Origin of the sequence: Arcicella gelida (genome assembly GCF_034931025.1) — a bacterium.
Lineage (GTDB): Bacteria > Bacteroidota > Bacteroidia > Cytophagales > Spirosomataceae > Arcicella > Arcicella gelida.
The window spans coordinates 132,751-154,824 of sequence record NZ_JAYGIL010000009.1 but is presented as its reverse complement, the minus strand read 5'-3'; the positions used below and the strand labels follow the sequence as shown (position 1 = coordinate 154,824).

The window sequence follows — 22,074 nt, the reverse complement described above, 5'->3', positions numbered from 1 at the left end:
AGCGTAGTGAAAACTCTATGCCAATCGAGGGCTTGTGGCGGTTATATGTTCGTTAGGTGCAATTGTAGCGGACGACACAAAAACAAAAAATTAAACATGAAAAATAAAATTCTATACAAAATCGGACTTCTATGTGGACTTATTCCATTGACTGTTGGTCTTTTTATTTTCTTTACTTGGTGGACAGCAAGAGCGTTTTTCGCAATTGACTTAAATAGCTTTGAAGGGTATGGTTTGTTATGGACACTAATTTCAATTCCAATCGCAACTATCGGACTTCTTTTGGTAATAATTTTTGCAATCAGAAACTATCCCAACTTCATTCGACAATCAATCTTTGGACTTAGTCTTATTTTGGCAAATATTCCAGCAGCTTATTTGGTTTTAGTAAAACAGGCTGACCTTGAAAAGAGGGCATACATAAAAATCTATAACAAAAACGAAGTAGATGATTTAGCCGAACTAAAATTAAAAAGTAACTACTTTGAAAAAGTCATTGGTGAATTAGAGCGTTCAGAATCAAAGGTTTTTTATTACTATCCAAAATATGTGAACGGGCGAGGTACAGACAGGTACCCTGAAGTTGAACCTGTAACGCTAACATTGAAAACAAAAAAACACAACAATACTGTTGAATTGAAATTACTACGTATAGACAAAGGAAGTTGCCTGAAATTGTATATTGACAAAGAATTTAATCTTTTGACTAAATGGGACTAACTAAGACGAAGTACAGATTAATCTGATTTTGGTGAATAATTATAAAATGCGTTCCATTTTTGCAATGTAACATTGCTCGACCTCTCGATTGGCTTAGTCAAAACACCACTATAAATGAGGGTCTAGCAGTAAAATCAGAAAATTTGTAGATAATTCAAGAACGCTAAATTACAAAAAATATCCTTTCTACAAGATTTCCAAGAATACTTAGCTTAAAATCAACGTATCAATAGTTATCCAAAAACTAAATCTACAAAAGTAACATCCTCTGATTCACATTTGCCAAATCGTACACTTGTACCTACATTTGTGTATGGAAAACTTTGTCGTTTCAGCCCGAAAATATCGCCCGCAATTATTTGATTCCGTCGTTGGTCAGTCGCATATCACTACTACGCTCAAAAATGCTATCCGTACCAATCATTTGGCACAAGCTTTTTTGTTTTGTGGTCCTCGTGGTGTTGGAAAAACTACTTGTGCCAGAATTTTAGCAAAAACTATTAACTGTCAGAATCTTAGCGAAGAAGCCGAAGCTTGTGGAGAATGCGAATCTTGTCGTTCTTTTCAGAATAATGCTTCGTTTAATATTCACGAATTGGATGCTGCTTCAAACAATTCGGTTGATGACATTCGTAGTTTGATAGACCAAGTGCGTTATCCTCCGCAGTCAGGAAAATATAAAATTTATATCATTGATGAGGTTCACATGCTTTCAACAAGTGCTTTCAATGCCTTTTTGAAAACTTTAGAAGAACCACCTTCGTATGCAATTTTCATTTTAGCCACTACCGAAAAGCATAAAATTCTTCCAACGATTCTTTCTCGCTGTCAGATTTTTGATTTCAATAGAATTCAAATTAATGACATGACTCAGCATTTGTCAAAAATTGCATTGCAAGAAGGCATTGAAGCTGATAATGATGCACTGGAATTAATCGCCCAAAAAGCCGATGGTGGTTTAAGAGACGCTCTTTCAATGTTTGATTTGAACGTTACTTTTTCTAAAGATAATGTTCTCCGTTATGCTGAAGTATTAGATAATTTACACATTTTGGATTATGATTATTACTTCAAAATGACAGATGCTTTGGTAAATGCAAACATTTCAGAATCGCTTTTATTGTTTGATGAAATCTTGAAAAAAGGTTTCGATGGACATCAATTTATTGTTGGCTTATTGGAACATTTCCGAAATCTTTTGGTTTGTAAAGACCCCGTCACGGTCAGGTTATTACAAGTTTCTGAAACTGTTCAGGCAAAATATTTAACGCAATCTGCTAATGCTCTTTATTCATTTTTAGCTTCTGCTTTAAGTATTGGTTCAACTTGTGATTTGAATTATAAAGCAGCCAAAAATCAGAAATTACACGTAGAAATTTGCTTATTGAAACTAGCAAATATTTCTAAAGTATTGAATTTAGCCAATTTACCAGCAACGGAGGGCGATGGCTTGGGAAAGGATTTAGGGACTAAGGAAAACGAAACGAAAGTACACGAAACTACGAATGTAAGTTCGGATACTACTTCGGTGAATATTCCCCAAATCCCAATCAGCAATCCACAAATTGGCAAATTAAGAAGTACTGCAACACTTGGAAAACCTGTTACTCAAGCCCAAGAACCGCAGCATATCGTTACTCCAAAAGCTACAGTTCAACAAAATAGAGTTTTTAGCCAAGAGGAATTCCAGAAAGCTTGGGACGATTTGGTACAACATTTAGAAGAAAAACAGCGTTTCAGTGAATATGTTATTTTGAATAGACCTTTTACGTTGAAAGGAACGACAATTCATTTAGAAGTAGATAATGATATTCAAGTAGATTTATTGACTACTACGTTAAGAACAGAAATTCTTACTCATCTCAGACAAGTTTTACAAAACTCAACAATCCATCTTGAAGTTGTTGTAGCAGAAGTAGAAAATAAAACGCTGATTTATACGCAGGCTGATAAGTTTCGTTTTTTGGCAGAGAAAAACCCTGCTATGAATGAATTGAGAAATGTATTGGGTTTGGATTATGATTATTGATAAAGCTCTAGGCTTTTAAATTATGAATACTCAGAAACAATTTGAGCCGTTACTTGTGTTTTCACAAGCAACCGAGTTACTATCATTTGAGCCACGCTTGTTTTCACATATATCCAAGTTTGAAAAATTCTTTATTCAATGAAAAGAAGGAAATTCATTCATAAAATACTTACCCTCGCTACGGTTTCAAAAGCTAGCGGGGGTATTCTTTTTACTCAAGCTGAAAAAACACAAATGATTAAAACTCGCACGAATAATCCCGATTTAAAAACCATTCTGGCTACTTGGGAAGGTACACCTGTTGACCAAGACGGTCGTTTTATGAATCATGAATTTCCTTTTATCCATAAATTTGGCACTGTTTTTAAATGGATGACAACCAAAAATCCTCAGAAACAATTCAAAAAAGAAGATACTTGGCAGTTGGAAGTAATTAAAAATGATGCTTTCTTGACTGAAACCAAAGATATGATTGTTTGGCTTGGTCATGCTTCATTTTTTATTCGTTTGAATGGAAAACAAATTTTGATTGACCCTGTTTTAGGAAAAATTCCTGCCACAAAACGCCATTCTGAATTACCGATTTCGCCTGAAAAACTCCAAAATCTTGATTATATTTTGGTTTCTCACGCTCATTACGATCATTGCGATAAAGACAGTCTGAAATTATTACAAAGTCAAAACCCAAAGGCTATTTTTCTGACAGGTTTGAAAATGAAGACTTTACTTCACAAATGGATTCCCAATAACGAAATTCAAGAAGCAGGTTGGTATCAGCAATATCAAACCAAAGACGATTTATCTATTTACTTTTTACCTTCCAGACATTGGTCAAATCGTTCTTTAGGCGATGCCAACGAAAGACTTTGGGGAGCATTTGTTTTAAAAAGTAAAGACAAAACCATTTACTTTGGTGGAGATTCGGGCTATGGAAATCATTTTAAAGAAGTAGCTACTTTATTTCCCAATATTGATGTAGCCATGATTGGTGCTGGAGCTTACTCTCCACGCTGGTTTATGTCGCCAAACCATCAAGACCCCGAACACGCTGTACAGGCTTTCAACGAAACCAAAGCTAAAATAATGATTCCTTTTCATTACGGAACTTTCGATCAAGCTGATGAACCCCTTTCTGAACCTGAACAAATTTTAAAACAATTAGAAAAAGACGGGAAAATCAATCAAACACTAAAAATCTTGAAAGTAGGCGAAAAATTATTCGTTTAAAGCGGTGGAAACATCGCTTTTTTTATGTTTATTCATAAAATAATTTCAAAAACTAAGAAAATAGTTTGTAAACTAAAATATTAGTTTTATATTTAACCAAGAATTCAAAAGGGTATCAAACTTAAATAAAAGTTAAAGAAAAATGCAAGCAGTAGAAAGAGAACTAACCAAAGCTGAAGAACAAATTATGCAAGTACTTTGGCAAATAGAAAAGGGCTTTGTCAAGGACGTTTTGGACGAACTGCCTGAACCCAAACCAGCATATAATACGGTTTCGACTATTATCAGAATTTTACAGGAAAAAGGATTTGTTAGTCACAATTCTTATGGAAAATCGCATGAATACTTCCCAATTATCAGTAAAGAAAGTTATAGTTCTTTCGCTACTGAAAAATTGGTCGAAGGTTACTTTGAAAATTCATTCTCTAGTCTTTTCTCATTCTTCTCTAAAAAAGGGAAAATTGACGTAAAAGATGCAGATGAGATTTTGAACATGATTAATAAAATGAAAGAAGAAGGGCAGTAAAATAAATATGAGTTATGAATTTTAAACATTTGATATACAACACTTTAATTCATTTACAATCTCATTTATTTTGCAAAAATTAGCTTCAATTTAAGTAAAAATATTACATAGAAAACTATCCTATTAAGACATAACATTTAACAATGTTCTATTACTGTTGATGAAGTAATTTTCCACACCTTAAAACCTATTTTTTAAATTCTCAAATTAAAATACTGTTAATCAATATTTTAAACCGTGGTAGTGTACAATTCATAATTCACAACTTATACTTAAATTAAATACGATGGCTGAAATATCTGCATCCGATAAAAGCAATGGTTCAAAAAAGAGAAGTCATAAATTATCAACCAAGATAGATATGACACCAATGGTAGATTTAGGTTTTCTACTCATTACTTTTTTCATGCTTACCACTACCCTAGCAAAACCTGTCATTATGCAATTGAATATGCCTGACAAAGATGGAATCAAAAGTTCTCCTGTTCGCTGTTCAGAATCATTAAACGTTGTATTGGATGACCAAAATAAGATTTTCTACTACCAAGGATTGGAATGTAATCCGAAAGTGAGCAGTACAGATTTCTCTGATAATGGCATCAGAAAAGTATTGTTTGACTATAAACGTAGAATTGGCGACAATTTTACGGTGGTCATTAAATCTACAGATAAGGCAAAATATAGAAACATGATTGATTTATTAGATGAAATGAAAATCACTAATAACAAACGTTATGCTATCGTTAACATTACACCTGATGACGAAAAACTACTGAGTATTAAATAAATAAGTGTATTTCTTTTTCTATTAAGCTATCCGAAAACCAAATTTACGTTACTATGAATTGGCTAAGCTACCTCCTCCAAGTAAATCTGTATTTGATACTTTTTTATGGTTTCTATCGACTGTTATTGCGAACAGAAACTTTTTTCAACCTCAATCGAGGCTACTTGGTAGCATCGGCTGCTTTGGCTTTTTTTGTGCCATTGATGCAATCAGAATGGGTAAGAAGTTGGTTTGTTACCGAACAAGTATCCCAAACGTTTAGTACTTTCTATTCACCTACAACTTTTTATGTGACAGCCCAAAGTGCCACAAAAGGAAGCTTAACGGTAGGCGATATGTTTGCCTTTGCATATATCGTTGGGATTATTCTGGGAGTTTGTCGTTTTGGAGGAAATTTAGCTTACTTGGGCAAAATGATGAAGAAAAAAGTTTCGGGAGAAAAAAATCAAAGAGCTTTTTCATTTTTCAACATGGTTTTTGTTAGTAAAGAGTTGAAAAATCGTTCAACAATTATGAAACATGAATTTGTACACATTCGTCAATTACATTCTGCCGATATTATGCTTTTTGAATTAATTGCCATTTTCAATTGGTTTAATCCTATCGTTTATCTCTACAAAAGTTCCATCAAACAAATTCATGAATTCATTGCCGATGAAGTAGCAAGCCGTCACGAAGCATCAAAAGCCGACTATGCCATGTTACTTTTTCAAGAACAATTTGGCGTACAAGCGATTCCGTTAACGAATAATTTTTTCAATAAATCACTCTTAAAATTAAGAATAGACATGTTACAAAAACAACGTTCAACCCGAACCGCATTATTAAAATATGGTTTGACAGCACCACTTTTTATGATTATGATTGTGGTTTCCTCGGCTACATTAGCGAGTAAATCAATTGCTAAGATTGAGGATAATATCTCTGAAGTAAGCCAAACAGATATTTCTGCGGTAAGAATCTCATCAACAAAATCTGCACGCCAAGTTTTATCAGAAAATGGAATCGACCTTTCTGACGCACTCATTATTAGTCCCGCTTTGGCAAAAGAATTATCCGAAGGTTCTACAAATGAACAAGTATTAAAGAAATCTCTTCAACGTGTTTTACTTTACCCTTCAATTGCAATTAGAAACTTAATTGTTGGTAAAGTACAGGTTGGTTTTACGGTTTCTCCGTCTGGAAATATAGAAAATATTAAAATTTTAGATGCCAAAGAAGAGCGCTCTATTTTAGCAGAAGAAGTAATCCGTTCTTTAAATTCCATCAAAAAATTAAAAGAAAGTGGTCAATCAGAGAATCTAATGTTGGCTGTAAACTTCGGATTAGAAGTAAAAAAAGACAATGTTACGCAAGAATTATTGCTTAACGAACCAAGCAAAGAGTTTAAAGGATGGAAGAAATTAGATGAAATAATTGTCATGGGCTATTCTAACTCAGAAGCTAGGTCAATTCAAAAAGACACTATTGAAGTATTTAAAGCGGTTGACCAACAGGCTGAATTTCCGGGAGGAATGGATGCTTTTGCCAAGTACCTTCAGAGTAATCTAAGATATCCTTTGGAAGCTCAAAATGCAAAAGCCTCAGGTAAAGTTTACATACAATTTACCGTAACAAGAGAAGGAAGAACAGCCGATTTCAGTGTTCTCAAAGGTGCTGGCTATGGTATGGACGAAGAGGCTGTTAGGGTTTTAAAAACTATTCCTCAATGGACAGCAGGAGTACATAAAGGTCAAAAAGTTAACAGTCGTTTTACTGTGCCTATCAACTTTGTCTTGAATAATATACAAACTGGTGATAATGAAGTAATAGAAAGAAGTTTTAGCAAGACAACCATTTGGACAGACAAAAAACAAGAAGAATGGAAGAATAAACCACAACCCATGTACATTTTAGATGGAGTAGAAACCTCATCGCTCAAATTAGAGAAAATCGACCCAAATACTATTGAAAAAATTGACGTCCTAAAAGATGAAAAAGCGATAATGAGATACGGCGAGAAAGCTAAAAATGGTGTTATCATTATTACTTCTAAGAAAAAGTAAATACTGTAAAAAGCCTCAAGTAACATTGAGGTTTTTAAAAAATCAAATCAACTAAAGAATTAGTTTCAATTTAAACAATCAATAACATGGAAAATCAAACAATAGTACACGAAGACGATACTTTAGAAGATATTGTTTTCCAAAACCGCAACAAATCCTATGGTGCTTATATTTTGCGGACTGATTATCAAAGAGTAATCAAAATCGCCTTATTAGGAGGCATTGGTTTATTTTGCTTGGCAGTTGGCACACCTATGATTTTGGCTAATATTAAGCAAGAGGATAAAATTGGAGTAACGATAAATTTAGAAGACTATAAAATTCCAGAGCCACCAAAAGATATACCTGTAGAACCAGAAGTAACGCCTCCACCACCACAAGAGGAAGTTAAAGTACATAAAACAATTGCTTTTAACGAACCAGAAATTGTAGAGGACGATAAAGCAACTGAATTACCACCCGACCAAGATGTATTGAACAATACAGATGCTCAGATTAGCTCGGTAACCCAAGAAGGAGAACTTGGTGAAATTCCAGTGGATGACCCTGATAGATTTAAAACAGCTGAAGGCTCTGCACCAGTTGAAGTAAAAGTTGAAGAAGAGACAACATTCCTATCAGTTGAAACAATGCCTGAATTTGCTGGTGGTAATGCAGCTTTGGCTAAATTTCTACAAAAAAACTTACGTTATCCACGCAATGCGTCAGAAGTTGGAATTGGTGGAAAAGTATATGTACAATTTGTAGTTGGCAAAGATGGAAATATTTCAAGTATTGATATTTTGAAAGGTTTGGGTTTTGGTTGCGACGAAGAAGCACAAAGAGTAATTAAGTTAATGCCACGCTGGAATCCTGGCAAACAGTCTGGTAGAAATGTATCAGTAAAATTTACTTTACCAATCGTTTTTCAACTCGACCAATAAACTAAGTGCAAATACTTATTAAGTATAATGAAATAAAATATATTTTAGTAAAAAGTACTGTTAAAATATAATTATTTCAATTTTATTTTAATTTAATCATTTGGTTGTTAGGATATTATAAAATATTTTTTTGAATATTTGTGTTAACTTTGGTTAAAAGAGTAATCAAAAACATTAACTAGAATTATTTGTAAAATAAAAATATTAATCTTAAAACCCAATTACGATTATGGCTTTAACGAAACAGTATTCAAAAAGTAAACCAGTATGTAAAGTAACTTTTGCACTTCCTGCTGAAACAGTAAATGGTGCAAAAAAAGTAAGTTTATTAGGCGATTTTAACGAATGGAATCCTACAGCTTTGAAAAAACAAAAAGATGGTACTTTCAAAGCATCTGTTGAATTAGAAGTTGGAAAAGAATTTGCTTTCCGTTATTTAGTTGATAACGATATTTGGTTGAATGATGAAGAAGCAGATAAATTTGTTCCAAACGGTGTTTCTTACGATGAAAACTCTGTTGTAGTACTTTAATTTAAAAGGCGATTGAAGAAAGCTAAACTTTTTTCAATCGCCTTTTCTGATATTATCAAACACTTTTGTACTGAAATTAGGAAAGTTGATTAATGTAATCCAAAGCCTGAATTCATTTCCCATCCGCCGCTTCTATTATACTTTTACAATTATTTTCTTCTCGTACATTATCCACAAAATTCCTAACCAAATCAGTACAAAAGTGATTGCTCCTGCCAAAGAAGCGTTCTTTGGCTCGCTAAAGAATGGCACTATAAAAGATTGATACATCCAAGTAATAGAGCTTACTTTTTCGCCATCGGGCATTTCTACTTTTATCATATTCATAATTCTTGGAATTAAGCCTGACAAAAAGAAAACTGTAATGGCATTTACGCCATAAACGACAAAGGGTTTTGTCCAAAATTTATAGCCTTTTACATCTACCAACCAATAAAATCCTGCTAAGAAAAACATCGCCAAGCCAATCGTCCAAAGAGCATAAGAACTCGTCCACAAAGATTTATTAATCGGGAAACCTGCTGCATCCCAAACCCAAGCTAATACTAAAGCAATACTTCCGTAAAAATAAATGTACATCAACCTTTCCGTAATACTTTTGTCGTCTCGTTGCAACCACGTTCCTACCAACACTCCTGCTAAACCATTTGCAATGGCTGGAATGGTACTTAGTATTCCTTCTGGATCCCAAACTTTTACGGCTTTGTATAAATGTGGCACGCCCAAAATTAATCTATCCAAGTATGCACCCAAATTATGCTCAGGTTCAAGATTGGCAGCTCCTGCATCTGGAACAGGAACAAAAGTCATCAGTAACCAATAGCCAATAAGTAATGAAGCAAAAATGATTTGTTGTGTACGCTTGGTTGTCGTCAAGAAAACGATGGCACTTACTAAAAAAACAATGGCAATTCTTTGCAAAACGCCCGGAATTCTTACGATGGAAAAATCAAATTTGGGAAAAAGTGATAAGAAAAGTCCTAAAGCAAAGAGTTTGATACTTCGCTCAATAATCTTTAAAATCGTTTTACGGTCTGCTACTTTTCCTTGAAAAGCGAAAGCAATCGAAACGCCTACGATAAAAAGAAAAAAGGGAAAAACTAAGTCGGTTGGCGTACAACCATTCCATTCGGCGTGTTCGAGTGGAGCGTAAATATGTCCCCAATCGCCAGGATTATTGACTAAAATCATCATGGCGACCGTCATACCACGAAATACATCTAAAGAAAGTAAGCGTTGTTTCATTTTTATTAGATTTTAGCTGTGAGCTATGAGCTTTCAGCCTTCGGATGTCAGATTCAAGACTTTTTTAGAAAAAAACTCAAAGCTCACAGCTCATAGCTTAAATCTACAATCTATCCACAAATTTCACAACCGCCTCTATCATGCCTTTTGATAATGGTAAATCAGGATTAGTATAAGTCTTGATATTTTCAGCTCTGTCGATTGGTGCATCTTTCAACACATGATTCATGCCATTAATTAAGATTAATTTTGCTTTTGGTTGTGCTTTAGCTAACAGTTTACCTTCGTTTTCATTCACTTGAATATCTGTAGTTCCTTGAATAATAAGTGTTTTTGCTTTTACTTTTTTGATTTCCTCAGCAGGTACATATTTCAACCAAGAAATCATGTAAGGTTGAATACTTGGACGGAAAAGCATAATAATCGCCATGTTTTGCATCAATTTCGGTAATGTTTCACCTTTTTTAAGTTTATCAAAATTGCGTTTTACTTCACTCTTCACCGAATCTGGCAAAGGTTGTTGAGCCATTTGTTCAATAGTAATTTCATCAATGCCACGAGCTGGTCCAGCCAAAGAAATATAGCCATTCACAGGTGATTTTTGAACAGCGACCATACTTAACAACGAACCTTCGGAATGCCCCAAAACGATAATTTTTGAAAAACGATTTGTCTTTTTCAAGGTATCAATCCACTGCTGAACGTCTTGAATATAAGTTTCAAAGGTCAAATCACTTTCTTTCATCATCGAAGAGGCACTTTTACCAACGCCTCTTTTGTCGTAACGCAAAGAAGCAATACCATTATTTGCCAAACCTTCTGCCAAAAGTTGATAAGGTTTTGCTGTTACATTCAATGAACTGTTTCCATTGCGGTCTGTCGGCCCCGAACCTGCCACGATTAACACAACTGGTACTTTTTTAGTACTGTTGGGCATTAACAAAGTGCCATCCAAAACACCTTTGCTTTGTTTGAGTACTACATTTTCTTCATGAATTTGGGCAAAAATCGGATTCAACAAAGAGCAAAAAGAAAGGAAAATAAACAGCGTGGTTTTCATTGTGTTAGTTTTTTGGGTGATAAAGCATTCTTGACAAGCCATTACAACATTTCAAAAATAAATTGTCGTAATTTTGAATGCTATTCAAAGATGCAAATTATCCACAAAATCTAATGTCAAAAAGTATAAACGGTTTTCAATTCAAGCAATTTATGATTCATCAAGACCAAACGGCGATGAAAGTAAGTACCGACGCTTGTATTTTGGGAGCTTATACTTCACTTGAAAATGCTACAAAAGTATTGGACATCGGCACTGGCACTGGGCTGATAGCACTTATGTTGGCACAACGTTCTGAGGCAAAAATCACTGCCGTTGAATTAGACGACAAGGCTTATCAACAAGCGGCAGAAAATGTTCGAAACAGTATTTTCAAAGAACAAATCACGATTTTTCATCAAAGTATTCAGAATTTTGCCGAAAACAATAAAGATTTATCATTCGACTTAATCGTCAGCAATCCGCCTTTTTTTCAGAATCATTTAAAATCAGTTCAAGAAAATAGAAATAAGGCATTACACACAGATACACTTTCGTTTGAAGACTTGTTGGCTTCGGTGATGGCACTATTATCGACCGACGGTCGTTTTGTAGTTTTACTTCCAGCTTATGAAAGTACAGAATTAGAAAATTCAGCCTTGCAAAAAGGACTTTATCCCAACAAAAAATTACTGATAAGACACCGAGATGGCTCGAAAATATTAAGAATTATTACGACCTTTGGGTTTGCTGAAAAAGAGCTTCTTCAAGAAGAATTAATCATCCGAAATCTTGACGAAAGCTATACAGCACAATTTTCAACTCTTTTAAAAGAGTATTATTTAATTTTTTAAGCCGTACAACGGGATTCCATCCCGTAAATATATCATCACAACATGTTAGATATTTCTGTTATCATTCCCCTTTACAACGAAGAAGAATCATTGCCCGAACTTTGCTCTTGGATAGAAAAAGTAATGAAAACGCATCATTACAGCTACGAAGTAATCTTTGTAAACGACGGTAGCCGAGATAATTCTTGGCAAGTGGTAAAGGATTTATCCAGCAAAAATACTTTTGTAAAAGGTATTTCTTTTAGCAGAAATTACGGAAAATCTGCGGCACTGCACGTAGGTTTCAAAGAAGCAAGAGGCAAAGTAGTCATTACGATGGACGCTGATTTGCAGGATAGTCCAGAAGAAATTCCAGAATTATACCGTATGATTACGGAAGATAATTACGATTTGGTATCAGGCTGGAAACAAAAACGCTTCGACCCAATAACTAAAACCATTCCTACCAAATTATACAATGCAGCAACTCGCTCGATGTCAGGCGTGCATTTGAATGATTTTAACTGCGGACTGAAAGCTTATAAAAACGAAGTCATAAAATCCATCACACTTTATGGCGAAATGCACCGCTATATTCCTGTGCAAGCAAAATGGAACGGCTACGATAAAATTGGCGAGAAAGTAGTACAACATCAAGCCAGAAAGTATGGAACAACCAAGTTTGGTATTGAACGCTTTTTGTACGGTTTCTTAGATTTACTTTCGATTACTTTCGTACAAAAATTTGGTAAAAGACCGATGCACCTTTTCGGTGGTTTTGGTATTTTGTTTTTCTTGATTGGAAGCTTTATTACGATTTACTTAATTGGTGATAAAATTTACGCCATTGCCAACCATATAAAATTCAGAAACGTAACCGACAATCCACTTTTCTTTATGGCTTTGGTTTCCATTATTATCGGCGTACAATTATTTGTAGCAGGATTTATTGGTGAATTAATGACCAGAAATTCAGAGAAAACGACAGATTATCAGATTCGGGAGAAGGTGTAGCGTAATCTTCTATACACTAGGAACGGGTTAAAACCCATTCCTAGTGAAATTTAAGTAAACAATTTAAAATTAAAACTATAAAAATATTCCACACAAAATTTTCGGAAGTATTGTTGATTATATCAAATAGTAAATCTTTTTCAGTTAGCATTATTCCAGAATTTAATATCCATTTCTTATATCATCTCTTTTTACTCTCTGCAAGGTTTTATTCCTCTTTAATCTTATCCAATTTTACGTCGTGACTATTTTTAATTAAAATAAAAAACGGGACTAAGTCCCGTTAGTTAGGCTACTGTTTATCAAAATGGATCTGGATTATATACCTTTTTCAAATATTTGTTTGAAATAATCATCAATTAAAGCTGTAGTTTTTTAGAAATCTTTGCAAGTTGTGTAATCTTATCTGTAAGATATTACTTATCCATATTTATGATGATTCTTTCTAAAGAAATTCCTAAGCCTTCAGATATTTCAAAAAGGTAATATAATGTTGGATTGATTTTACCAGCCTCGAGCCGCTGGATAGATTGCTGGTCTTTCCCAATTGAATGGGCAAGCTGTGTCTGGGTGATTGACTTTTCCTTTCTAATCTCCCTAATTCTAACACCAAGTTTATTTAAAAAATCCTCTTTTTTCATTTATGAGTAAAGGAATGGGAGAAAACAAGAAAATTATACAACGTATTCGTTGTATTTATATTTATTTTATATAATTTAGAGGCATAATAAACAATTTACATAAAATACACCCCCTTACTTACTAACACCATTGATTTAAAGCTCTATCTTAACTGCTATCTAATTGATTGTAAAGCCTGTAAAGGAAAGTGTATCAATATTTTTTATAAGTTTTTTCGTTTTATTTAACTTAATTAGAGAAATGTTAGCCGCTTCTCTAATTATCAATAACACACCAAAAATGTATAACCTATTTTTTACCAATTATTTACTTTTAGAAGTAGATCAAATTCTTCTTTTTATTCCTTCTAACTATTCATGAAAATGATTGTTGAAATAGGATTAATCTAAAAAAAGAGCTTTCTGTATAGTTACAGAAACACAAAGCAACTATAAATACATTTACGCATTTTGACAATTTGGAGATTTTACTTCATCCAAATATTCTTTTTTATTCCCGCCAACTCGTTAACAATTATAGAGTAGCCAATGGCTACTCTGAATTGTTGATTATTAAGTTTTAAAACCTCATTGGTAACGTATTTGAAGCCATTCGTAAGGCTATTAATATATCCAAACCTTCATTAAACAAGCTATATTTTAATATGGAAAACACTAAGTTCTTTAATCTAGATACCAACATTAAAAGTAAAATAATGAAACATGTGTTGTATAACATGCCGATGGTAATCTATCTATTTGATATACATCAAAGAAGAAATCTCTTTACTAATGAGCAGTACCATAAAGTGATTGGTTATACCACCGAAGAGTTTGATGCACTTGAAAAAGATTGTTTAAAAAAACTTATTCATCCTGATGATTTCGGAGGACTTAAAAGATTCTACAAAGAGCTAGCTTATAATTCTGATACCGACTTTTTTGTTCATATTAACAGATGTTTATGCAAAAATGGAACATTTAAGTGGTTTAAAAACTGTATTATTATTTTAGAAAGAGAAAAATCAGGAGTTCCATTGACTGTACTAGGAATAGCATTTGATATTACTGCTCAAGTAGAAACTAGACAGAAACTATTTAACCAAATTTATAACATAGAAAAAGTATCTTTCAAGCTTTCTCATGAACTTAGACACGAACACAGCAAGATATTAAGTATTTTGAATATTTCGAAAGAAAAAGATATGATAGAAATTGGAGACCTCCAATGGCTTTCAAATACCTTACATACCAGTGCAGAGAGTATTGATAAATCTATCTACGATATTTCTGAACAATTACATTTGATTAAAACTGAATTCATTTCTTTGAATTCAACTCAACTATAAACTATACAAAACTAAGCGTTCATAAGGTATCGTTACTTTACGTACTAAATAAAAAAACGGGATTTCATCCCGTTTTACAATTGTTTTTTCATTTTCCAATGAGGAATTTCGCCGAAAAGCAAATAGGATTCTGCATAGATTTCATAGCCTATCGCTTTATAAAATTCAAGGGCATTGATACGGGCATCCAAGATGATTTCTGTTAAGCCTTTTTCTTTCCCTAAATCTTCTAAATACTTCATCAAAAACTTCCCTACTCCTTTGCCTTGTGCATTGTTCGCTACTGCCACACAGCGAACTTGTCCTTGTGTAGCAGAATTCATTTGTAAACGAGCCACACCTAACAATTCATCTGTTTCGGCATCAATCGCCATTACATGATGTGCTTGGTCTTCGTCGGACAATACTTCGCTTCCTTTTTTTTGATGCCATGGTTCACGCAAGATTGTAAAGCGTAAATCATAATATTTTTCCCATTCTTGGGCTGTATTGGGTATTTTGGCAATGAGCATAATCGAGCTATAAGCGGTAAGCAATAGGCTTTAAGCTTATTTATGTTTTATATAATTGATGAAAGAATTAGGAACAAAAAATTTAAAAGAACAAGCCTAAAGCCTTCTACAATTCCGTTACTTCTCCAGACACGCCTAATTCTGAAAAGAGACGTTGCCAATACGTTGAAATGGCTGGATTATTGATTTTTCTGGAAGCCGTTGGTTCAAAAGGTTTGGCAATAATAATTTGAGCTACGCCGATATTAGGCAAAGTTGCTTGCAGACTTGCAGCATCTTCTCTTGCCCAACCTACTGCCGAAGCATCATCAACAGGCGGTGTTTGATGAAAATCACGACGATTTGCTCCTTTCATACTTTCAACCATATCTGAAAGGAAATAAGCTTTTACCGTAAACCCTTTACCAATTTCATGATCAATTAAAGGTAAAGCGGCTAAAATATCTGTGCTATTTTTACTCGCTGAAGGATTAGTAGAAGTTAAATGATTAATAACGACTTTTTTGAAAATACTACGCTCTTTACTGATGTCCATTTCAAATTCTGTCTTCTGTGCTTCGGCATCAGTAGCACTTGCACCCTCAGCAATTTCCATTTCAGAACGAGCAATCAATTCAGCAACTTTAGCCTTTGCTGTATTTTCATGGATAAAAAATACTTCAACTCTATCTCCTTTGGTTTTGATATTTTCGTCGATTAGTTGATTAATTATTTTGTTGTATTTTTCATAGATAAATTGTTTGTTTGGGTCAACACTGACAGATTTATCAATGAAAATCATCGAACAAGTTTTACTTTCATCAACGGCATTTTCGTATTTGGTAGCGGGACTAGAACAGCAAAAAAAGATAATACTTGTAATAATAAACAAAAAATATTTCAACTTATTTTTCATGGTTTTTCGGGTTATGATGTGTAATAAAGGCAGTTAAAAGCTTGATTTAAGCTTAGTTATTTAAAACACTTGCAAAATAATCAGTTTTGTCTTAGAATCCATCATTCGTCTAAACTTATCCTTTATCAATATGTTATTATCTTTGTGTCATCATTCTATTTTGAATTAATTTTAACGAATCATGAACAAGAATCAAAAAATATTTCGCTGGGTTTTTATCATTTTCACTTTGTTGATGGCAGGTTTAGCCATACAAATGGGCATGAGTACGACTGCTCCGTGGAATAAGAAAAAGAATAAAACAAAGATTGAAATCGGAAGCGACGCAAGATTATTTTCTTTCTAAAACAAAAAAGACTTTCCGAATTGAAGTTTGGAAAGTCTTTTTTATAATTGACGAATACTTACTTATTCAAAATACGCTTAATATCATTGGCTTGGGTTAGATACTCTCCAAATTTATCATAACTCCCAGAAATCATTAATCCTTTGAAAGTCAACAAAGTAGTAATATAAGAATCAAGTACGTCGATAATATTTTCTTGATTTTGTCGGAAAATCGGAATCCAAGTTTCTGGACTCGACTTTGCCAAACGAACCGTTGATTCAAAACCAGTACTTGCCAAATTGAAAATACTTTCTTCATCTTTTTCTTTCGCCAAAACCGTTGAAGCCAAAGCAAACGAACAAATATGTGAAATATGAGAAATATAAGCCGTATGAATATCGTGAGCCACAGAATCCAAATAAGTAATTCTCATCTTCAAACCCTCGATATACATTTTCTTAATTAATTCTACCAATTCAGGTTTTGAATCTTCAATGTCACAAAGCACACAATTTTTACCATCAAAAAGATGTCTAATCGCAGCTTCTGGGCCTGAAAATTCTGTTCCAGCCATTGGGTGAGTCGCTACAAAATTACCTCTGTTCGGATGATTTTTCACTGCTTCCACAACTGCTTTTTTGGTAGAACCCACTTCAATTACTACTTGGTTTTCTGTAATCTGATTCAATACTTCTGGCAATAAAGTCAACAAAGCATCTACTGGCACAGCCAAAATAATAATGTCCGATTGTTTTACGGCATCTTGCAAAAGTGCCACACGGTCGATAAGCTTTAATTCTAAAGCCTTAATAATATGTTCGGTTTTGTTATCGACGCCAATCACCGTATCAGCAAAACCATTTTCCTTTAAACTCAAAGCCATCGAACCACCAATAAGCCCAAGTCCAACTACTGAAATAATCATAATTTTGTGCGTTTGCTATAAGCTTTAGGCGGTAGGCTTTAAGCTCTTTAATATTTTTGTTCTTTATCTAATTCCTAAAAACCTTAATTCCAACCTTGTTTCTTTTGTCTTGCGTCTTTAATCTCAAAATCCTGAAGTCTCAAGTCTTGTGTCTTGCTTCTTGTATCTTTAATCTTAAAGTCCTAAAGTCTTATGATCCTTAATCCTCCCAATCGCCTGCTCAAAAACTGAAACTTCAGCACACAAAGAAGTACGAATGTAGCCATCTCCTGCCGAACCAAAGATTCCACCAGGAGTAATGAAAACACCCGATTTTTCAAGAATCTCATCCGATAATTCAAATCCAGTTTGATAATTTGCTGGAATTTTTGCCCAAACAAACATTCCAGATTGGTTTTTATCGTACTGACAATTCAACAAATCCATCATTTCAAAAACCTTCTGCTGACGTTCACGATAAATAGCATTCAATTCATCAAACCAAGACGAAGGATTTTCTAAAGCCCTCACCGCTGCCATTTGTAACGGCAAAAACATCCCTGAATCCATGTTTGATTTAAAACGTAAAACAGGATTAATAAACTCGGCTTTTCCAACCAAAACACCCAAACGCCAGCCCGCCATGTTATGCGATTTCGACAATGAATTCAGTTCTAAAGCTACTTCTTTCATTCCTTCTACGGCTAAAGCACTTTCGGGGTCGTCGTTCAAAATAAAACTATAAGGATTGTCATTTACAATCAAGATATTATTGGCTAAAGCAAAATCTCTTAATTCTTCAAAAAAGGCTTTATTGGCTTTCGCTCCCGTTGGCATGTGTGGATAATTTACCCACATCAATTTTACTTTAGATAAATCTTTTTCAGCCAATTTTTTCAAATCGGGTAACCAACCATTTTCTTTCGAAAGGTCATAATCAATCACCGTTGCACCCGTCAATAAAGAAGCCGCACGATACGTTGGATAACCCGGATTTGGTACTAAAACTTCGTCACCAGCTTCTAAATATGCCATCGAAATGTGCATTACTCCTTCTTTTGAACCAATCAAAGGCAATACTTCATCCACAGGATTTAAGCTTACTCTATAAGCATTTTGATAAAAATTAGCAAAACCCTCACGCAAGGCAGGAATACCTACATAGCTTTGATAGGCATGGTTTTTAGGGTTTTCTGCTGCTGTTGCTAAAGCTGAAATAGTTTCAGCAGAAGGCGGTAAATCGGGACTACCGATACCCAGATTCAACACATCAATACCTGAAGCACGCATCGCTGCGATTTGTTTTAGCTTGGTCGAGAAGTAATACTCCTGCACCAAATCCATTCGGGAAGCTGGTTTTACATTCATTGGTTAAAAGCCTTTTCGTACTTGGAAGAAGGCACAAAAAAAACCGACTTTTTCAAGTCGGTTTGTGTATATGTATTTTTTGATTTTCAAAAAGATTAGTCAAAACACAACCGACTGCTACTGTGCGTAGTAGTAATAATAAGTACGGTATGTGTTCGCTGAATTATTCATGGCTTCAAAGGTAATGTGATTTTTTTATTTTGGCAAGAATTTGTTTTGGGAATTTATCTTCTTCAAAACCCTATAATGAAATATAATACTTATTAATCATCTTTAAATGTCATTTTCAACCACTCTATAAATCGAATACAGATTTCACTATCTTCTGTCGAAAGATATTTTTTAGTAATAGCTAAACCCATCGGAGTTCCAGGTGTTTCTTGCCATGCAAGCCATGTATGAATAAATGCTTTCGTTCTATGAAGGTCTTTATTGTAAAGATTGTACTGATTTTTTTCTAATTCGTTTAAGGTTCTTTCCGTAATTTCTTTTAAGTTATTGTTTTCAGGAATTAAAAACTTTACAAAATCTTCTAACATTCCCTTAATATCATTATTAGGCATTAACCAAACACCTATTTTTCTATCATTTTCTTCATGTATCAAGCCACTTGCAGGAAGAACTGAAGGAAGAGTATAATGACTATTCTCGAAAATATTCCTTAATTCTTTCCATCTTTCTTCAATATTCAAGTCAGCATCAATAATTATCGCTAAAGACTTTAATTCTGATTGCTTTAATCGTACAGGTATTATATTGAAAAGGTTACTGATACCCTCGCAATCAACTACATCAAAATTTTGGTAAACATCAAAATTTTCACATAATGCCCAAATAACATGCGTATCATCTTTACCTTCAACCAAAAGTTTTTGATTATATTTTTCTTTATTCTTCATAGGCTAACGTGTTTCTATATCATTTTCAGATGCTATTTTAAGCTCATCACTTTCGTATGAAACAACTCGTATTTCATCATTTTTTCTATCTAAGCGAAATAATTGTCCTTGTTTATTATACTTAGTGAGATTAACTATTTCTGAAAAAGCTTTAATACAATCTTCACTATGAGTAGTAACAAATACCTGTATATCTAACTTATTAGCTAATTCAAAAATAATTTTCCATAAATCTTGTTGTACAGAATAGTGTAAACCATTTTCAAATTCATCTACAAAGAAATACCCTTTATCTGCATTTACTAATCCTAATATTATTGACAAAACTCTATTTATTCCATCGCCCATGCTTTTCAATGGAATTCTATCAGTAGTTCCTCTAACTTTTGCTGTTACACGTCTTTCTTCTCTACTATTTCTATTATTTTCATCTTTGATAAAAGCTATTTTCTCTATATTTTTATCTATTATTTGTAAAGCCTCAATTACAAAATCCTCCTTTTCAGTTAAGGCTATTTTATCCCAAAGAATACCATTGTTTTCGTTATCTTGAAAAGTTGGCTTCACAAACTGAATATTCTTTTTTAACTGAGAGGATGTAAATTGAGAAAATCTTGAATACCTATCCTCTGGAACTATGATTGTATTGGTTGAAGTTTTTACTTCCAATCCTATAAAGCTATCAGGAAAATCTAATAAATTATTTACTCTTGTTCTTGTTCGACTTCTAACAACTGTCCTTCCATTATCATCGATTTTATCTGTCTCTTCAATAAAATGAATAAAATCAAGTCCAACAAAATCTTTGTCACTACTTATGAATATAGGGTTTCCACCTTCAAAATCTATCAATCTTGAGTGAAAAAGGGACTTCAGTGATAAAAGATTATTAATTGATTTTGAAGGAATACTACTGTTATTGTTATCAGTGTAATATAACTCACCTCTTTCTCTTATTAAACTATAAATCCAATTAAAATCCATATCTGAAGCCAATAACAATACAGCTTCAAGCAATGAAGTCTTACTAGTATTATTTTTGCCCGTGATTAAGTTAACTTTTGAGAGTTTTACTATTTCAAGGTTTTTGATATTCTTAAAGTTTTTTATCTTTAAACTTTTTAACATGGCTGTTTAGTTAAAGTTATTTTAACAAAGATAGTAATTTATTATAATAGACTTTTTCTAATAAATAAACCAATCCATATTTACTTTATTTAACTGCTTTACTACTAATTCACCTCCTAAAACCATTAATCGTCTTCACCAATACTCTTTTTGTACTCACTTTAACAGTATTAATGGCTGAAAGTACTTTTGTTTTAGTCTTCGGCACTAAAGAAATATTATAATTTTCTAACAAATGTTTTTTGGCTAAATCTTCTGAATTCCAATAAATATCTGAGTTAGAATACGCACTGATGCCATTCCCTAATGAGTTAAAAGGCGAATGTGTTGCAAAATCTTCCAACCTATGATGTTTAAAAATATAACCTTGATTTACCATCTGATGAAACCAAACTGTACCCCAATCATTTCCGCCCCAGCCTGCGGCGAACGTAACATTATTACCTTTTGGCAATGAGCTTTCACGATAAATGGATGTGCTAATTAGAGCGGCATGTTCATTTAAACGACATTCTGGAAGTGGATGAATTTTACCTTCATTGATTAACCGCATTGTTACTTCCCTTCTTGGAATATCATGACGATTCATCATTTCAATTAATTCACTCTTTGTAGGTTTGTATTGGTCAAAAGTACTAGACTTGCACTTGTTCTCAAAAGCAGCTGGACATACCCAACATTGACCAATCGCTCCTGTTCCAGCCAATTTCTCAGATCCTTTTGCAAAAGTCTCTAACATTTTACCCACAGTATCGTCATGAAAAAGGCAATCGTTATGAATCACTAATACATATTCTTGATCTGATTGTTCAAAAGCATATTGATAAGGGATTTGGTAGCGATACTTTGCATCATTGCGAGTTCTTTCAAAATCTAGCTCTCCCAAATTATAAAAATACTTAGGTTTGAAATATACGATTGGCTCATCTTTTAGCACTTGCTTCAATAGGTACATTCCATTAGAATCCTTTTGTGGTTGATTCTTTTCTACCGTAACATAGATTTTATTGATGTGCTCTCTACTGTATTTGAGCAAACTTTTAATAGCTAAAATCGTGTGATAAGGCTTACCATATAAGCATACGCTTACATCTACTTTCTTCTTTGAACTATTACTCATGTAAACTATAGATTTAAAATATTTGTATGTA

The 22,074-nt window shown here is 33.6% G+C and carries 22 protein-coding genes; 12 read left to right on the top strand and 10 right to left on the bottom strand.

The genetic code is table 11. From position 1 onward, the window contains the following. Positions 1-96 precede the first annotated feature (96 nt). The 8 genes from VB776_RS09505 (at position 97) to VB776_RS09470 (ending at position 8,789) form a co-directional block, all read left to right on the top strand. Positions 97-720: a hypothetical protein gene (locus VB776_RS09505; protein ID WP_323328379.1), complete on the top strand. Its 624-nt coding sequence runs from the start codon at positions 97-99 to the stop codon at positions 718-720. Positions 721-1,033: 313 nt separating this feature from the next. Then, on the top strand, positions 1,034-2,749 hold the full coding sequence (locus VB776_RS09500; RefSeq protein ID WP_323328377.1) for a DNA polymerase III subunit gamma/tau: 1,716 nt from the start codon (positions 1,034-1,036) through the stop codon (positions 2,747-2,749). A gap of 138 nt (positions 2,750-2,887) precedes the next feature. Beyond that, positions 2,888-3,976, top strand: a complete 1,089-nt coding sequence (locus VB776_RS09495; RefSeq protein ID WP_323328375.1) for an MBL fold metallo-hydrolase — start codon at positions 2,888-2,890, stop codon at positions 3,974-3,976. A 142-nt stretch (positions 3,977-4,118) separates the two neighbouring features. Beyond that, complete coding sequence (locus tag VB776_RS09490; protein WP_323328373.1) at positions 4,119-4,502, top strand: BlaI/MecI/CopY family transcriptional regulator; 384 nt, start codon at positions 4,119-4,121, stop codon at positions 4,500-4,502. 286 nt (positions 4,503-4,788) lie between these two features. Continuing rightward, entirely contained in the window at positions 4,789-5,289 is a 501-nt protein-coding gene (locus tag VB776_RS09485) for an ExbD/TolR family protein (protein WP_323328371.1), read from the top strand. A 53-nt stretch (positions 5,290-5,342) separates the two neighbouring features. Beyond that, entirely contained in the window at positions 5,343-7,334 is a 1,992-nt protein-coding gene (locus VB776_RS09480; RefSeq protein WP_323328368.1) for a TonB family protein, read from the top strand. A gap of 86 nt (positions 7,335-7,420) precedes the next feature. Then, positions 7,421-8,257 carry an energy transducer TonB gene (locus VB776_RS09475; protein ID WP_323328366.1) on the top strand — a complete coding sequence of 279 codons (837 nt, stop codon included), beginning with the start codon at positions 7,421-7,423 and terminating at the stop codon, positions 8,255-8,257. Between the two features lie 229 nt (positions 8,258-8,486). After that, positions 8,487-8,789 carry an isoamylase early set domain-containing protein gene (locus tag VB776_RS09470; protein ID WP_323254669.1) on the top strand — a complete coding sequence of 101 codons (303 nt, stop codon included), beginning with the start codon at positions 8,487-8,489 and terminating at the stop codon, positions 8,787-8,789. Between the two features lie 135 nt (positions 8,790-8,924). On the opposite strand, the gene VB776_RS09465 is transcribed toward VB776_RS09470, so the two are convergent. Both VB776_RS09465 and VB776_RS09460 read right to left on the bottom strand, forming a co-directional pair. Next, the gene (locus VB776_RS09465) at positions 8,925-10,034 is read right to left on the bottom strand and encodes an acyltransferase family protein (protein ID WP_323328364.1); all 1,110 of its coding nucleotides are present in this window, start codon (positions 10,032-10,034) and stop codon (positions 8,925-8,927) included. 103 nt (positions 10,035-10,137) lie between these two features. Next, a complete protein-coding gene (locus tag VB776_RS09460; RefSeq protein ID WP_323328363.1) occupies positions 10,138-11,094 on the bottom strand; it encodes an alpha/beta hydrolase in 957 nt (318 codons plus the stop codon). 113 nt (positions 11,095-11,207) lie between these two features. On the opposite strand from VB776_RS09460, the gene VB776_RS09455 reads away from it, so the two are divergent. Together VB776_RS09455 and VB776_RS09450 are read left to right on the top strand one after the other, a co-directional pair. Then, positions 11,208-11,927 carry a tRNA1(Val) (adenine(37)-N6)-methyltransferase gene (locus VB776_RS09455; RefSeq protein WP_323328361.1) on the top strand — a complete coding sequence of 240 codons (720 nt, stop codon included), beginning with the start codon at positions 11,208-11,210 and terminating at the stop codon, positions 11,925-11,927. Positions 11,928-11,969: 42 nt separating this feature from the next. Beyond that, positions 11,970-12,920: a glycosyltransferase family 2 protein gene (locus VB776_RS09450; RefSeq protein ID WP_323328360.1), complete on the top strand. Its 951-nt coding sequence runs from the start codon at positions 11,970-11,972 to the stop codon at positions 12,918-12,920. A gap of 416 nt (positions 12,921-13,336) precedes the next feature. On the opposite strand, the gene VB776_RS09445 is transcribed toward VB776_RS09450, so the two are convergent. Further along, positions 13,337-13,561, bottom strand: coding sequence for a helix-turn-helix transcriptional regulator (locus VB776_RS09445; RefSeq protein ID WP_323328358.1), 225 nt, complete (start codon positions 13,559-13,561; stop codon positions 13,337-13,339). A 644-nt stretch (positions 13,562-14,205) separates the two neighbouring features. Here VB776_RS09445 and VB776_RS09440 point away from each other — a divergent pair. Continuing rightward, positions 14,206-14,889, top strand: a complete 684-nt coding sequence (locus VB776_RS09440) for a PAS domain-containing protein (RefSeq protein WP_323328356.1) — start codon at positions 14,206-14,208, stop codon at positions 14,887-14,889. Between the two features lie 74 nt (positions 14,890-14,963). Here the strand turns inward: VB776_RS09440 and VB776_RS09435 are convergent, their stop codons facing one another. Together VB776_RS09435 and VB776_RS09430 are read right to left on the bottom strand one after the other, a co-directional pair. Next, positions 14,964-15,401: a GNAT family N-acetyltransferase gene (locus VB776_RS09435; RefSeq protein WP_323328354.1), complete on the bottom strand. Its 438-nt coding sequence runs from the start codon at positions 15,399-15,401 to the stop codon at positions 14,964-14,966. 106 nt (positions 15,402-15,507) lie between these two features. Further along, positions 15,508-16,296: a hypothetical protein gene (locus VB776_RS09430; protein WP_323328352.1), complete on the bottom strand. Its 789-nt coding sequence runs from the start codon at positions 16,294-16,296 to the stop codon at positions 15,508-15,510. 181 nt (positions 16,297-16,477) lie between these two features. On the opposite strand from VB776_RS09430, the gene VB776_RS09425 reads away from it, so the two are divergent. Beyond that, positions 16,478-16,642, top strand: coding sequence for a hypothetical protein (locus VB776_RS09425; protein WP_323254649.1), 165 nt, complete (start codon positions 16,478-16,480; stop codon positions 16,640-16,642). A gap of 58 nt (positions 16,643-16,700) precedes the next feature. Here the strand turns inward: VB776_RS09425 and VB776_RS09420 are convergent, their stop codons facing one another. The 5 genes from VB776_RS09420 to VB776_RS09400 form a co-directional block, all read right to left on the bottom strand. Further along, positions 16,701-17,549, bottom strand: a complete 849-nt coding sequence (locus VB776_RS09420; protein ID WP_323328350.1) for a prephenate dehydrogenase — start codon at positions 17,547-17,549, stop codon at positions 16,701-16,703. A 174-nt stretch (positions 17,550-17,723) separates the two neighbouring features. Beyond that, positions 17,724-18,896, bottom strand: coding sequence for a pyridoxal phosphate-dependent aminotransferase (locus VB776_RS09415; RefSeq protein ID WP_323328348.1), 1,173 nt, complete (start codon positions 18,894-18,896; stop codon positions 17,724-17,726). Positions 18,897-19,159: 263 nt separating this feature from the next. After that, entirely contained in the window at positions 19,160-19,795 is a 636-nt protein-coding gene (locus VB776_RS09410; protein ID WP_323328346.1) for a DUF3226 domain-containing protein, read from the bottom strand. 3 nt (positions 19,796-19,798) lie between these two features. Then, the gene (locus VB776_RS09405; protein ID WP_323328344.1) at positions 19,799-20,923 is read right to left on the bottom strand and encodes an AAA family ATPase; all 1,125 of its coding nucleotides are present in this window, start codon (positions 20,921-20,923) and stop codon (positions 19,799-19,801) included. Positions 20,924-21,032: 109 nt separating this feature from the next. Continuing rightward, on the bottom strand, positions 21,033-22,043 hold the full coding sequence (locus VB776_RS09400; RefSeq protein WP_323328342.1) for a glycosyltransferase family 2 protein: 1,011 nt from the start codon (positions 22,041-22,043) through the stop codon (positions 21,033-21,035). Positions 22,044-22,074 lie beyond the last annotated feature (31 nt).

What these genes read in the sequence shown, in the direction of transcription:
- VB776_RS09505 (WP_323328379.1), top strand. Translation starts at nt 97, where the DNA reads ATGAAAAATAAAATTCTATACAAAATCGGACTTCTATGTGGACTTATT.
- VB776_RS09500 (WP_323328377.1), top strand. Translation starts at nt 1,034, where the DNA reads ATGGAAAACTTTGTCGTTTCAGCCCGAAAATATCGCCCGCAATTATTT.
- VB776_RS09495 (WP_323328375.1), top strand. Translation starts at nt 2,888, where the DNA reads ATGAAAAGAAGGAAATTCATTCATAAAATACTTACCCTCGCTACGGTT.
- VB776_RS09490 (WP_323328373.1), top strand. Translation starts at nt 4,119, where the DNA reads ATGCAAGCAGTAGAAAGAGAACTAACCAAAGCTGAAGAACAAATTATG.
- VB776_RS09485 (WP_323328371.1), top strand. Translation starts at nt 4,789, where the DNA reads ATGGCTGAAATATCTGCATCCGATAAAAGCAATGGTTCAAAAAAGAGA.
- VB776_RS09480 (WP_323328368.1), top strand. Translation starts at nt 5,343, where the DNA reads ATGAATTGGCTAAGCTACCTCCTCCAAGTAAATCTGTATTTGATACTT.
- VB776_RS09475 (WP_323328366.1), top strand. Translation starts at nt 7,421, where the DNA reads ATGGAAAATCAAACAATAGTACACGAAGACGATACTTTAGAAGATATT.
- VB776_RS09470 (WP_323254669.1), top strand. Translation starts at nt 8,487, where the DNA reads ATGGCTTTAACGAAACAGTATTCAAAAAGTAAACCAGTATGTAAAGTA.
- VB776_RS09465 (WP_323328364.1), bottom strand. Translation starts at nt 10,034, where the DNA reads ATGAAACAACGCTTACTTTCTTTAGATGTATTTCGTGGTATGACGGTC.
- VB776_RS09460 (WP_323328363.1), bottom strand. Translation starts at nt 11,094, where the DNA reads ATGAAAACCACGCTGTTTATTTTCCTTTCTTTTTGCTCTTTGTTGAAT.
- VB776_RS09455 (WP_323328361.1), top strand. Translation starts at nt 11,208, where the DNA reads ATGTCAAAAAGTATAAACGGTTTTCAATTCAAGCAATTTATGATTCAT.
- VB776_RS09450 (WP_323328360.1), top strand. Translation starts at nt 11,970, where the DNA reads ATGTTAGATATTTCTGTTATCATTCCCCTTTACAACGAAGAAGAATCA.
- VB776_RS09445 (WP_323328358.1), bottom strand. Translation starts at nt 13,561, where the DNA reads ATGAAAAAAGAGGATTTTTTAAATAAACTTGGTGTTAGAATTAGGGAG.
- VB776_RS09440 (WP_323328356.1), top strand. Translation starts at nt 14,206, where the DNA reads ATGGAAAACACTAAGTTCTTTAATCTAGATACCAACATTAAAAGTAAA.
- VB776_RS09435 (WP_323328354.1), bottom strand. Translation starts at nt 15,401, where the DNA reads ATGCTCATTGCCAAAATACCCAATACAGCCCAAGAATGGGAAAAATAT.
- VB776_RS09430 (WP_323328352.1), bottom strand. Translation starts at nt 16,296, where the DNA reads ATGAAAAATAAGTTGAAATATTTTTTGTTTATTATTACAAGTATTATC.
- VB776_RS09425 (WP_323254649.1), top strand. Translation starts at nt 16,478, where the DNA reads ATGAACAAGAATCAAAAAATATTTCGCTGGGTTTTTATCATTTTCACT.
- VB776_RS09420 (WP_323328350.1), bottom strand. Translation starts at nt 17,549, where the DNA reads ATGATTATTTCAGTAGTTGGACTTGGGCTTATTGGTGGTTCGATGGCT.
- VB776_RS09415 (WP_323328348.1), bottom strand. Translation starts at nt 18,896, where the DNA reads ATGAATGTAAAACCAGCTTCCCGAATGGATTTGGTGCAGGAGTATTAC.
- VB776_RS09410 (WP_323328346.1), bottom strand. Translation starts at nt 19,795, where the DNA reads ATGAAGAATAAAGAAAAATATAATCAAAAACTTTTGGTTGAAGGTAAA.
- VB776_RS09405 (WP_323328344.1), bottom strand. Translation starts at nt 20,923, where the DNA reads ATGTTAAAAAGTTTAAAGATAAAAAACTTTAAGAATATCAAAAACCTT.
- VB776_RS09400 (WP_323328342.1), bottom strand. Translation starts at nt 22,043, where the DNA reads ATGAGTAATAGTTCAAAGAAGAAAGTAGATGTAAGCGTATGCTTATAT.